Consider the following 12,836-nt stretch of genomic DNA (forward strand, 5'->3'; position numbering starts at 1 on the left):
ATCTAAAGACGTTCCTCTTGGGTGCTGAAAATATAGGCATGGCAGCCCGCCAACGCATCATCCCCGTCCGGCGAGAGTATAATCGCTGGGTGGCAAACCAGACGCTGGAAGATTATGCCTTGCGCTTCACCGCCAAGAGCGCCCGTCGATTCTCGTCGAACCGTATCTCGCATACCGCAATTGGCGCAATCTCGTTCCTGGCTTTGGAAGCCATTGGGGGAGCAATCACGCTTTCCTATGGCACCACCAATGCGTTCTTCGCGATCATCGCTGCTGCCGTGGCAATGCTCGTCATCGGACTGCCGATCAGCCGTTGTGCGATCCGCCATGGCGTCGACATCGACCTGCTGACCCGCGGCGCAAGCTTCGGCTATATCGGCTCGACCATCACCTCGCTGATCTACGCCGCCTTCACCTTCATGCTGTTTGCGATCGAAGCCTCGATCATGACCGGCGCACTGGAACTCGTTTTCGGCATCCCGCCCTGGATCGGCTATATCATCAGCGCAGTGGTGGTGATCCCGCTCGTCATCTACGGCATTCGGTTGATTTCGCGTTTCCAGCTTGCCACGCAGCCTTTCTGGATCGTGCTCAACATCCTGCCCTTCGTGTTCATCGCCTTCCTCGACTGGGAAAAGTTCGACCTCTGGCGCGCGTTTGCGGGCATAGACCATTCCAATGCTGAAGTGGCGGGTGCGGCCCCATTCGATCTCCTTGAGTTCGGCGCCGCTTCCGCGGTTATCCTTGCGCTGATGCCGCAGATCGGCGAGCAGGTCGATTTCCTGCGCTTCCTTCCGCCAAACGGCGTGCAGAAATGGAGGCACAGGATTTCGGTCTTCCTGGCCGGCCCTGGTTGGGTGGTCGTCGGGGTGCCCAAGCTGCTTGCCGGTTCCTTCCTCGCCGTGCTGACGCTTGCAACCGGTACGCCGGCGCGCGAAGCCGCCGATCCGGCACATATGTATCTCACAGCCTTCGGCTACATGATCCCGCACGAGACGGCAGCGCTGTTGCTGATGGCTGCCTTCGTGGTGGTCTCGCAGCTCAAGATCAACGTGATGAACGCCTATGCCGGGTCGCTCGCCTGGTCGAACTTCTTCTCGCGTCTCACCCACAGTCACCCGGGTCGCGTCGTCTGGCTCGTCTTTAACGTGGCGATCGCGCTGCTGTTGATGGAGCTCGGCATCTATCGCTTGCTCGAAGCCACACTTGGCATCTTCTCGATCATTGCCATGGCCTGGCTCTGCACGATCTCGGCGGACCTGTTCATCAACAAGCCGCTTGGTTGGTCGCCGGAGGGCATCGAGTTCAAGCGGGCGCATCTCTACGACATCAACCCGGTCGGTCTTGGTGCGATGTTCGGCTCCGCCTCGGTAGCGCTTGCCGCCCATTTCGGGCTGTTTGGCCCGACAATGGCGTCGCTTGCCACTTATGTAACGCTGATCGCATTCCTGCTTTCACCGGCCATTGCCTTCGCAACCAAGGGCAAATTTTACCTCGCCCGCAAGCCGCGCGAGGCCTGGAAGCTGCGCAACTCGATCACCTGCTCGATCTGCGAACATCCCTTCGAGCATGAGGACATGGCCTGGTGCCCGGCTTATGCAGCGCCGATCTGTTCGCTCTGCTGCACACTCGACAGCCGTTGCCATGACATGTGCAAGCCTCATGCGCGGCTGAACAATCAACTGGCCGTCATCGCGGGAACAGTCTTGCCAGATACGGTCATGGAGCGGTTGCGCACACGGCTTGGGCGCTATGGGTTGACCGCGCTCCTGTCGATCTCGCTCATTGGGGCAATCCTGGGGATGATCGCCCACCAGGTGGGACGGGCAACACCGGCGAACGCCGAGGTGATCTACGGCACGGTGCTGATCGTCTTTTTCGTTTTCGCGATCATCGCGGGCGTCGTGTCCTGGTTCTACGTACTTGCCCATGACAGCCGCGTCGTGGCGGAAGAAGAGTCTTCGCGCCAGAACACGCTTCTGTTGAAGGAGATCGCCGCACACAAGAAGACGGATGCGGCCCTGCAGGAAGCCAAGGAAACAGCCGAGGCCGCAAACCGCGCCAAGAGCCGCTACGTTGTCGGCCTGTCTCACGAGTTGCGCACGCCGCTCAATGCCGTCCTGGGTTACGCTCAGATCCTGGAGCGTGACGAAACGATCCCGGCACCTCGCCATCCCGCGATCAAGGTTATCAAGCGGTCGGCCGATCATCTCTCAGGTCTGATCGATGGGCTCCTCGATATCTCGAAAATCGAGGCCGGGCGGCTTCAGGTTTATTCCAACGAGATCAACATCCAGGATTTCCTCGACCAGATTGTTGAAATGTTCCGGCTTCAGGCGCAGGCGAAGGGGCTCGTCTTTGAGCACGAACGCGCCCGGGCCCTGCCCCAATATGTCCGTACGGACGAAAAACGCTTAAGGCAGATCCTCGTGAACCTGCTGTCCAACGCGATCAAGTTCACCGACGAAGGCAAAGTCCGATTTAACGTCTCTTATCGCAGCCAGGTGGCGACCTTCACGGTCTCGGACACTGGCCGCGGGATTGCGGAGAAAGATCTTGGCCGCATCTACGAGCCTTTCCAGCGTGGCGAGGCGGACAGCATTCGGCCGATGCCCGGGCTCGGGCTAGGCCTCACGATCACTCAACTGCTGACGAACACGCTTGGCGGCGAGATCGCTGTTGCCAGTACCAAGGGTGAAGGCTCGATCTTTAAGGTGCGACTGATGCTTTCCGCCGTTGAACGGCCCAATACTGCACCTGCACCTGAAAAAACGATCATCACCTATAGCGGCCCGCGCCGCACGATCGTTGTCGTCGATGACAACGAGGATCACCGTGACCTGATGCGCGAGGTCCTGGTGCCGATGGATTTCGTGGTGCTGACGGCAAGCAGCGGGACAGACTGCCTGACGCTGATCGAAGGCGTGGCGCCGGACCTTTTCCTCATCGACATCTCGATGCCGGGCATGAACGGGTGGCAGTTGGTGGAAAAGCTACGTGATCTCGGCCAGACCGCGCCCATCGTCATGCTTTCTGCCAATATCGGTGACGGAGTGGCGAGCAATCCGGGCACGGACGGCCATAACGATGCGATCGCCAAGCCCGTCGATCTTCGCAGGCTCGCCGATAAGCTCGCCGTGCATCTCGGGCTCTCCTGGATCTATGAAAGTGACGCGGCGCTTCCGGTTGCAACGGATCCGCGACTGCCGGTAAAGGCGCCCGCGCCGGACCATCTGCAGGATCTCTTGCGGCTCGGTGAGATCGGTTATGTTCGCGGAATCGAGGCCAAGCTTCACGAACTGGCGCAGAGCGACGACACCCGCGCCTTTGCTGAAGAAGCGAGCACATACGTCAAGGCATTCGACTTGGCGGGTTACATGAAATTCGTGAGTGACACTGACATGCAAAGGGCAAGCGATGCCTGAACTTCCCCTGCCCCGCGATATCGTTCTTCTGGTGGACGACAGCCCCGACGCGCTGGGTTTTCTCACCGAGGCGCTCGAGGCGTCCGGGTTTTCCGTGCTGATCGCGACGTCCGGCGAAGCAGCGCTGAGCATCGTTGAGCGCATCACCCCGGACATCATCCTGCTCGATGCGGTGATGCCTGGCATGGATGGTTTTGCGACCTGCCGAAAGCTGAAGTCGAACACCGCCGTGCCGCAGGTCCCGGTCATCTTCATGACGGGGCTCACGGATACCGAACATGTGGTCCATGCGCTCGATTCCGGCGGCGTTGATTATCTGACGAAGCCGATCAATATCGATGAACTGCGGGCGCGCATCCGCGTTCACCTGTCCAACGCCCGCTCGGCACAGAGTGCGCGGGTGGCTCTTGATGCTGCGGGCCGTCATCTTCTGGCCGTGAGGGGTGATGGCACGATCCGGTGGTCGACGCCGCAGGCAACGCGCCTCATTGAGACGAACGATCTCGATCACCTGTCCCGGCAGATCTCCGCATGGCTTAAGAGCTTCGACAGGAGTGGTCCGGGCAGTGACATGCCTTTGTCCTACAGGCTTCCGGACGCCAATGTTCTGCGATTCAGCTTCCTGGGAAGCATCGGTGCTGACGAAATCCTGCTCCGGGTGACGGGCTCCAGCGAGCGCTCTGCAGCTGAAATTCTTAGACAGCATTTTGCGCTGACGCTGCGGGAATCGGAGGTTCTCGAGTGGATCGCCAAGGGCAAGTCCAACCGCGATATTGGCGATATCCTTGGCCTTTCCGGACGTACCGTGAACAAGCACCTCGAGCAGATCTATGTGAAGCTCGGCGTCGAGAACCGCGCCTCGGCTGCGGTGCGTGCGATGCATGTTGTTCATGCGATCTGACACACAGTCGAACGTCCTCATCCTCCATCGGGCTTGCGAGTCATTGAGTTATCAGTTCTCTGTCTGGCCTCGGCGAAAGCAGTCGTAAGCTTGGGGAGTGAAGCATGAAGGCCATACAGTATAGCGAGCACGGCACGACAGACGTGATGCAGTATGTCGACCTGCCGGATCCGGTCGCCGGTCCGGGCCAGATCCTCGTCAAGCTAGAAGCCGCAAGCGTCACGCCGTTCGACTGGAAGCTGCGCGCCGGCCATCTGCAGAACCATTTCACGCTTCCGATGCCGAGCGTGCCGGGACGCGATGGCGGCGGCACAGTCGTTGCGGTGGGTGAGGACGCCAGCGAGTTCCAGGTCGGTGATCGGGTTGCCGTCATGGCTTCCGTTTTCGCCCAGGGTGGCTACGCCGAAATGATCGCCGTTGACGAAAAGAATGCGGTGAAGATCCCGGAACGGCTTTCGACGGTTGAAGCCGTTGCGCTCACCAATGCGGGCTTGAGCGCCTGGCTTTCGGTGCAGACGGCGGAGGTTAAATCGGGCGAGAAGGTGCTGGTGCATTCCGGCGCCGGTGCCGTCGGCGGGCTCCTGATCCAACTCTGCCATCGTCTTGGCGCCGAAGTGGCGTCGACCTGCCGTTCAACCAACCGGGACTATGTGAAGAGCCTCGGCGCCGACCACGTCATCGCCTATGACGAGGAAGACTTTTCAGGTCTGCTGAAGGACCACGACGTGGTCTTAGATCTGATGGGCGGCGCGGTTCACGATAGGTCATACCAAGTCCTGAAGCGTGGCGGACGCTTGGCTTGGCTGGTTGCCGATCCGATCACCGATCGAGGTGCGGAGTTCGGTGTCACCGTAACACGCGTCATGGTCTCCGATGACAAGGTTGCGCTGCAAGCCATGATGGATCTGGCCGGCGCCGGGGTGATCAAGCCGCAGGTTGCGCGCACGATACCGCTCTCGGAAGCTGCCGAGGCGCACCGGCTCATGGAGAAGGGCGCGGTATCGCGCGGACGGCTGATCCTGACGATATGACGCTCGGGCGTCGAGGGTGTCAGGTGCCGCTTGGGAAAAGCGGCGCACCTCGACCGTTGGCGACAAAGTTTCGAAAATCCTCAACCGCATGTTCATTGGCGAGCGAGCAGAAGGGGCCGCGGCTGACCTCGATGCCGTTGATCTTCTGAAGCCGCGCATCCATCTCAGCGCTTTTCAAGGTAACGGCCGCGGTGTTGATTACCGGGGCGTGCAGCACCTTGAAGCCGTATTCGCCGCCGACCAAGAGCCCTGGCAGCACACCCGCAGGCACGACCACGTCGGCTCCATCCCGAACCAGCGGCTCGGCGCACGCCGTGAAACCCGCCAGCATCCGCTGGCGCGCCTCGCTATCACCCGCGAAGGCCGCGCTGAAATCGGACGGTTCGCAGTTCATGCCAACAACGTGTCGCACCCGGCTGCCGAGACCGTAAAGGTCCGCCTGCTCGTAGTGCCAGACCTGGAATACATCATCGAGAGTGACAAGCGCCAGCCGTCGACCAAGGCGGGCGGCATAGTGCATGCACACCTCTCCGGTGCCGATGACGGGAATCTTGACCGACGACTTCAGTTCGTAGAGGCCCGGGTCCTGGAAATGCCCAATCACGACGGCATCGTACCCGTGCGCGGCAGCCTCCAGTCCATTGTCGATGGCGATTGCAGCACAGCGAAATTCGGCAAGGCGCCCGAAATGGCGGTCCGGCGGGCTTATGCCGAAGACATCGACCGTCGTGCCAGGCTCGGCAATGGCGTTCAGGTATTCCGAAAGCCGCGCCATGTATGCCGCGCTTGCGGTTGCGTCGATGAAGCTTTGCCAGAAGATGCGCATTGACCCCTCGTTTGCTCTATTTGTGCGCGAAATTTGCGCTCGCCATGATTAGAATTTAAGGCTTTACTCTCGCCTTAGATCCGCGACCGGAGAGCCCGATGACCATGACCGAGACACCCTTGAGTGACGCCTCCGTTGAAATTTCGGAAGCGGCGCTGACTGAATTCGAATGGTCCCTTTGGCGCATTTCAGCAGCCTTTCTACGCTGGCAATCAGAATGTTCGAGCGAGCTTGCGGGCGCGGGCCTGAGCGGTCTCGACACCGCAATCCTGCACACGATTCGCTATCGCAACAAGCCGAAAGGGTTGAGCGAAATCTCCCGCCTGCTCGGCCGCGACGACACGGCCAATATCCAGTACGCGATCAAGAAGCTGCAAACGCTGCAGCTTATCGAACGCGTCAAGGGACGTTCGCGGAAGGACACGCTCTACACCCCGAGCCGCAAGGGCACGAAGCTTACCCAGGATTACCGCGCGCTGCGCCGGCACCTGCTTGTCTCGCTGATCCAGAAGATGGACCAGGCTGAGAAGGGACTTGGCGGCGCGACCGAGATGCTGGAACTGCTGACCAGCTTCTACGATACCGCCGCCCGACGCGTCGTCAGTGGCGCTCATTCAGTCGAACGTTCCTGAGCAACCCCTCTTCAAGCGACGGTCAGCTTCACGTCCACATTGCCACGCGTTGCGTTGGAATAAGGGCAACGCTCGTGAGCGCCGGCGACTATTTCTTCAGCCTGGGCACGATCGATGTCCGGCAGGGACACCACCAGTTCGACGGCCAGCGCATATCCAACGGGGACCGGGCCGATCCCGACCTTGGCGGTGACTGATATATCACCGGACAGCGCAACTTTCTTGTTACGTGCCACGAGTTTTACCGCTCCGAGAAAACAGGCTGCGTAGCCAGCCGCGAAAAGCTGCTCCGGGTTGGTGCCCTCGCCGCCCGGTCCACCAAGGCCTTTCGGCACCGAGAGGTTGACGGACAAGTTGCCATCCGTGCTTTGCGCCCTCCCCTCACGCCCTCCCTGAGCCGTGACGGCAGTCTCATAAAGTATCTTCTCGGGTGTCATTCCGTCTCTCCCATTGTCATTTGGCAATCCGCCTTTGATCCGACTAGCGGATCAACCTGTCTTTCGGATTGATGCCTTGAGTTTTCGCAGGTCGATCGCCGACCCCTCGGCCACCGCCTTCGCCGCCATCGCTCTGATCTCGCCGCGCTGCAGCTTCTGCGTCGAACTGACGGGAAGCTTTTCGATGAAGGCGATGAAGCCTGGCAGCTTGTGGTAGGCGATGTGCTGAGCAGCTGCCTCGACAAGGCGTTTTGCCCTCTCTCCAAGAGCTACCGTTTCCGCCGCTTCGTTCTCGACCACGAACGCGAAAACTTCCTCGCCACGCAGGTCGTCCGGCACAGGTGTGACAGCAGATGCCTTGACGGCTGGATCCTTGGCAAGTGCCGCCTCTACCTCCAGCACCGCGATGTTCTCCCCGCTGCGTCGCACGATGCTCTTCTTGCGGTCGAAGAAGTAGAGGAGACCTTTCTCGTCCGCGTAGACGACGTCGCCGGTATGGAACCAGCCGCCTTCCCAAGCCTCCTCTGTCGCCTTCTCGTCCTTGAGGTAGCCGGTGAAGAACCCGTCGCGCGGGTTCGGACCTTCTGCACGCACCAGAAGCTCGCCGGGCTTGCCGAACTCGGCATCATTGCCGGTGTCATCGACGATCCGGAACTGCATCCCCTTGCGCGGCCGCCCGATGCAACGCTGGCCGGGTGTATAGTCGTCAGCTGCGGTTGTCGTCACCGCACGGCCACCGGTTTCCGTCATAGCCCAAGCTTCAACAATCGGAATGCCGTAGCGCTTCTCGAACTCGATCTTGTGGCGCGCGTCGACACCAGGTCCTAGCGCAAACTTCACCCGATGCTGCCGTTCGGCCTCTTCCACAGGCAACTGCAGCAGGATGGCTGGAATAACGCCCAAGCAATGGATGATGGTTGCACCGGAATCGGCGATCGATGCCCACCAGGAACTGGAATGAAACCGGTCAAGCGGAACGATGGCCCCGCCCTTCATCATCATCCCAACGGCGGTGCATCCGAGCGCGTTCATGTGGAACATCGGCAGCGGCGTGAGCGCCACCTCCTCACCCTCGACCATTTCGGCGATGCCGCCCTGGGTGGTGTACCACTCGGCGAGGCAGAGAAAGTAGGCATTGGAGAGGATGCAACCTTTCGGCTTGCCCGTACTACCGGAGGTGAAAAGCAGCGCGCATTCGGCATCCGGCCCGCCCGATCGCGCTTCCCATGCCTTTGGTGATGGCGGGATATCATCACCCGGCGCGACGACGGCCAGCGTCTCCGGCTTGATATTGCGCAACTCCTCCAGCCGCTCGGCACTCACCACCATCAACGACGCCTCTGCCATATCGAGCTGGAAGAGCAACTCATCGCGCCGCAGGTCCGGGTTGATCGGAACGATCGAGACGCCGATGGCATTCAAAGCGAGCCAATACTCAAAGAACTCCGGCCGGTTCTCGAGCAACAGGGCCACCCGCGCGCCGACGCCATAGCCCGCCTTCGCGAACGCCTGCTTCAGAAGCTCCACCCGCGCATGCACATCCCCGTAGCTGTAGCGGAAGCCTTCCGGAGCATAGGGCAACTTGGCGCTCTTCGGGGCGATCAACATCGGCGCTTGGGGGTTCTTCAGAGCCTGATGCTCGAAAAGCAGATATGGAGAATGCATTTGCCTACCTATTCCCGCTCGAGCAAGCCCTTCATCAGGAGCATGAAGCCAACATCATGTCCGTAGCATTTCAAAAGACGTTTTAAGAGTAAAATAATGTGAAAGCGCGTCAACCCGTTTTTCGTGCCACGTTGGCACCAAAACTCCAGCGTCATGGTCGAAATGCAACCAGCAGGCTTGGTTTACTCGCTCGTTGACTGCCTTTTTGCAACTCAGGATCAGGCCTTCATTTTTCCAATCGGCAGAAAAATTTTAGGCTTGAAGTAACATATGCCTCGAATTACCATCCGCTCAATGTCAAGGGGACGACCGCAAAAGCGGGACTGAAAACCGAAGCTCCTGGCAGGATTGCAGGCTTGCGTTCAACAACCGCCGCAAGCCCGTCGCGTGCATCGACGGGTGAACCAGAGGGATCGTCATGACTTTTGAAATCGACCGCAGAAATCTCTTGCAGATGCTCGGCCTCGCCGCGGTCAGCGGCTCCGTGCTGTCGCATGCCAGTTTCGCCCTTGCCCAGGATTCCGACAGTGTCACAATCGGCTGGCCGTCCGACGTGCCGTCCTGGGACCCTAACCTGCGCTTCAACCCTGATGCGCAGCCGATCTTCAAGCTGGTCTTCGACCAGCCGCTCGACCAGTCGCCTGACCTGAAGCTGATCCCGAACCTCATCACCAAATGGGAGCTGAAGCCGGACGGTCTTTCCATGCCGTTCGAGATCCGCGACGACGTAAAGTTCCACAATGGCGACCCGATGACGATGGAGGACTTCCAGTACACCTTCATCGACCGTGTGAAGTCAGGCTTGAAGCTCGACATCGCCAACTCCTGGCGCACGTTGACGGAAATCGAGGTTCTGTCGCCGACCTCCGGTGTGATGAAGTTCTCCGCTCCGACCCCGACGGCGCCGCAATGGCTGGCCTTCCTGGGCAGTTATGTGGTGCCGAAGAAGTATGTCGAATCGGTCGGTGCGGAGGAGTTTGCCAAGAAGCCTATCGGTTCCGGCCCCTACAAGCTCGTTGACTACCAGATGAACTCCCGCGTCGTGCTGGAGCGCAATGACGACTACTTCGGCGAGAAGCCGAAGATCAAGCAGGTCACGATCGACATCATCAAGGACCCGTCGGCACGTACCGCGGCGATCCAGTCCGGCCAGGTCGACATCACTGTGAACTTGCCCGTTCGCGAAACGGAACGGTTGGGCAAGACCGAAGGCCTGACCTCCGAAATCAACCCCTTCACCCGCATCATCATCCTGCAGATGCGCAACGACAAGGGCTTCGAGGACAAGGCCGTGCGCCTTGCCGCCCACCATGCCATCGACAAGGCTGCGCTTTCGAAGGCCTTTTATGGCGGCGCGGCCGTGCCGCTTTCGGTGCCCGCAACGCCGGGAACGCCTGGCTTCGTAGAAGACTACAAGTTCCCGTATGATCCGGAGCTTGCAAAGAAGCTTCTGGCCGACGCCGGCTACACCGCCGACAAGCCGGCCACCTTTACGCTCGCAGCAACCAACGGCCAGTTCCCGAGCGACTTCGATATCGCGCGTGCGCTCGTGCAGATGTGGCAGAAGGTTGGCCTGAAGGTCGAGCTGCAGCAGATTGAGTATTCGAAATATTTCGAGTTGAACCGCGGCGGCCAACTGCCGGAGGCGACCCTCTACAGCTTCGACAACGCGACCGGCGACCCGGAAATTTTCGCCGGTTACCTCATGAACCCGAAGATGCCGTTCGGCGCCTGGAAGGGTCAGGAAATTGGCGACAAGATCCTCCAGCTCTTCACGGAGCCGGTGTATGAGAAGCGGGTCAAGGGGTATCAGGATCTCGCCAAGGAGATTGTGGACACCGGTGCCAACATTCCGCTGCTGCAGAGCGTGCAGACCGTGGTTCGCAAGAAGAACCTCAACTACGTGAAGTACGGCAACGCGTGGGTCCTCGGCAAGACCATGTCCTGGTCTTAAAGCGTTGGATACTGCTTTGGGGGTTCGGGTACGCCCGGCCCCTCTTCCTGACATTTCTCATACGGGGCATGCGCATGTTTGCGACCATTGCCAAGCTGTTGGTAAAGCGCGTGCTGACCGCGATACCGATCCTGCTCGTTGTGTCCGCGCTTCTCTTCTGCATCCTGCGCATCCTGCCGGTTGATCCGGCCGCAATGTCGCTGCCGCCCAACGCGACGCTGGAGGAGATCGAGACGATGCGGTCGGAGATGGGACTCGACCGGCCGCTCTACGAACAGTACGGCATCTGGCTGAACCAGCTTCTGCACGGCAATATCGGACGCTCCATCCACTTCCGCCAGGACGTGACATCGCTGATCGGCAATACCCTGCCCGCCACGATCGAACTCGCCGTTATCGCTATGATCGTCGCAACGGTTTTTGGTCTCGCCGGCGGGCTATTCCTCTTTTACGTACGCGGCACCCGTCTTGAGGCCGTTACCGACTTCTTCTCCATCCTCCTCCTTTCCCTGCCGGAATTCCTCTGGAGCCTGTTCCTTCTCCTCATGTTCGGTGTGTTCTTCGAGGTCCTGCCGTTCACCGGGCGCCTCAGCCCCGGCTTCGAGCGGCCGGTTGTGACCGGATTCCTGCTGCTGGATAGCCTGATCACTGGCAATATCGCGACCTTCTTCAACGCGCTGCAGCACATGATCCTGCCCTGCCTGGCGCTCGGGATCGCACTATCGCCGTCGCTGATGCGCGTGCTGCGTTCCAGCCTGCTTGATGCCTACCAAGACGACTACATCCATCAGGCACGCCTGCGCGGCCTCTCCGAAAAACGCATCCTCGTCCGTCACGGGCTGAAAAATGCGATCCTGCCGACACTCAGCCTGATGGGCGTGCAGTTCGGCTTCCTGTTCGGTGGCACGCTATTGGTCGAGATCATCTATTCCTACCCTGGGATGGGCAACCTGATGGTCGATGCGATCCGCAATGCCGACCTGCCAATCATCCAGGGCGCCGGCCTAACCTATTGCATCGCCGTGCTGGTGATCAGCATCATCGTGGACAGCCTTTACCTGATCCTCAACCCGAAACTGAGGGTACGCTGACATGGCGAGCACTGACAGAAAAGCGCTTCCGCTCTGGCTGAAGTCCGGCCGCGTCCAGACCGGTCTCGTCATCATCCTGATCCTCGGCATCTGCGCGGTATTCGCCCCCTATCTCGCGCCGAACGATCCCAACGAACAGGACCTGCTCGCCATACTGATCCCTCCTGCCTGGGCAGATGGCGGCGATGCGATGTATCCTCTTGGAACCGACAGTCTCGGTCGCTGCGTGCTTTCCCGTCTCATCTTTGGTGCACGGGTCGCCCTCACCGTCGCGTTCACGGCATCGGTGGGCGCCATGCTCATCGGCGCCTTCTTTGCCCATGTGGCCGGCTATTTTGGAGGCTGGGTTGACTGGGTGATCGGCCGCGTGGTGGAAATCTGGCTCTCCTTCCCGCCGGTCATCCTATCCTTGATCCTGATGGTTGGCTTGGGCACAGGGCTCAGAAACGTTGTGCTGGCGATTATCCTCGTCGACTGGACCCGCTTCTGCCGCGTCTTGCGAAGCGAAGTGATCGTGCTGCGGAGGCGTGACTATGTATCTGCCGCGCAACTCGTCGGCTTCTCCCACTGGCGCACCATCACCCGCGAGATCCTGCCGGGCACGTTGCCACTCCTCATTACCCTGATGAGCCTTGAAATGGGTGTTGCCGTCATCGTCGAGGCGATCCTGTCCTTCGTCGGCATGAGCGTCGGTTCGGAAACGCCTGCCTGGGGCCAGATGATCGCGGATGCGCGCCAGAACATCTACGAGGCGCCCTTCAACCTGATCGCACCGATCCTGGCGATCTTCTTTGCCGTGTTCGGCTTCAACATCCTGGGCGACGGCCTACGCCGCACGCTTGATACCCGCCTCACGCAGACGGAGCGCACCTGA

General features: G+C 60.1%; 10 protein-coding genes. 7 read left to right on the forward strand and 3 right to left on the reverse strand.

Features of this window, described 5'->3' with window-relative positions:
- Positions 1 to 38: 38 nt before the first annotated feature.
- The 3 genes from M0654_RS07215 (at position 39) to M0654_RS07225 (ending at position 5,357) form a co-directional block, all read left to right on the forward strand.
- Complete coding sequence (locus M0654_RS07215) at positions 39 to 3,425, forward strand: hybrid sensor histidine kinase/response regulator (protein WP_248682481.1); 3,387 nt, start codon at positions 39 to 41, stop codon at positions 3,423 to 3,425.
- Complete coding sequence (locus tag M0654_RS07220) at positions 3,418 to 4,326, forward strand: response regulator transcription factor (protein ID WP_248682482.1); 909 nt, start codon at positions 3,418 to 3,420, stop codon at positions 4,324 to 4,326. Before M0654_RS07215 ends, M0654_RS07220 begins: the two co-directional genes overlap by 8 nt.
- 104 nt (positions 4,327 to 4,430) lie before the next feature.
- Positions 4,431 to 5,357: an NADP-dependent oxidoreductase gene (locus tag M0654_RS07225; RefSeq protein ID WP_248682483.1), complete on the forward strand. Its 927-nt coding sequence runs from the start codon at positions 4,431 to 4,433 to the stop codon at positions 5,355 to 5,357.
- 19 nt (positions 5,358 to 5,376) lie between these two features.
- Here M0654_RS07225 and M0654_RS07230 read toward each other — a convergent pair whose 3' ends face one another.
- Entirely contained in the window at positions 5,377 to 6,183 is an 807-nt protein-coding gene (locus M0654_RS07230; RefSeq protein ID WP_248682484.1) for an aspartate/glutamate racemase family protein, read from the reverse strand.
- Between the two features lie 98 nt (positions 6,184 to 6,281).
- On the opposite strand from M0654_RS07230, the gene M0654_RS07235 reads away from it, so the two are divergent.
- Positions 6,282 to 6,815, forward strand: coding sequence for a winged helix DNA-binding protein (locus M0654_RS07235; protein ID WP_248682485.1), 534 nt, complete (start codon positions 6,282 to 6,284; stop codon positions 6,813 to 6,815).
- 11 nt (positions 6,816 to 6,826) lie between these two features.
- On the opposite strand, the gene M0654_RS07240 is transcribed toward M0654_RS07235, so the two are convergent.
- Positions 6,827 to 7,252, reverse strand: a complete 426-nt coding sequence (locus M0654_RS07240) for an organic hydroperoxide resistance protein (RefSeq protein ID WP_248682486.1) — start codon at positions 7,250 to 7,252, stop codon at positions 6,827 to 6,829.
- A 51-nt stretch (positions 7,253 to 7,303) separates the two neighbouring features.
- Entirely contained in the window at positions 7,304 to 8,917 is a 1,614-nt protein-coding gene (locus tag M0654_RS07245) for an AMP-binding protein (protein ID WP_248682487.1), read from the reverse strand.
- 418 nt (positions 8,918 to 9,335) lie between these two features.
- On the opposite strand from M0654_RS07245, the gene M0654_RS07250 reads away from it, so the two are divergent.
- The 3 genes from M0654_RS07250 (at position 9,336) to M0654_RS07260 (ending at position 12,836) form a co-directional block, all read left to right on the forward strand.
- On the forward strand, positions 9,336 to 10,871 hold the full coding sequence (locus M0654_RS07250) for an ABC transporter substrate-binding protein (RefSeq protein ID WP_248682488.1): 1,536 nt from the start codon (positions 9,336 to 9,338) through the stop codon (positions 10,869 to 10,871).
- A gap of 74 nt (positions 10,872 to 10,945) precedes the next feature.
- Positions 10,946 to 11,962 carry an ABC transporter permease gene (locus M0654_RS07255; RefSeq protein ID WP_248682489.1) on the forward strand — a complete coding sequence of 339 codons (1,017 nt, stop codon included), beginning with the start codon at positions 10,946 to 10,948 and terminating at the stop codon, positions 11,960 to 11,962.
- 1 nt (position 11,963) lies between these two features.
- The gene (locus M0654_RS07260; RefSeq protein WP_248682490.1) at positions 11,964 to 12,836 is read left to right on the forward strand and encodes an ABC transporter permease; all 873 of its coding nucleotides are present in this window, start codon (positions 11,964 to 11,966) and stop codon (positions 12,834 to 12,836) included.

The sequence above is a fragment of the Neorhizobium turbinariae genome, from assembly GCF_023223505.1.
In the GTDB taxonomy this organism is placed as follows: Bacteria; Pseudomonadota; Alphaproteobacteria; order Rhizobiales; family Rhizobiaceae; genus Neorhizobium; species Neorhizobium turbinariae.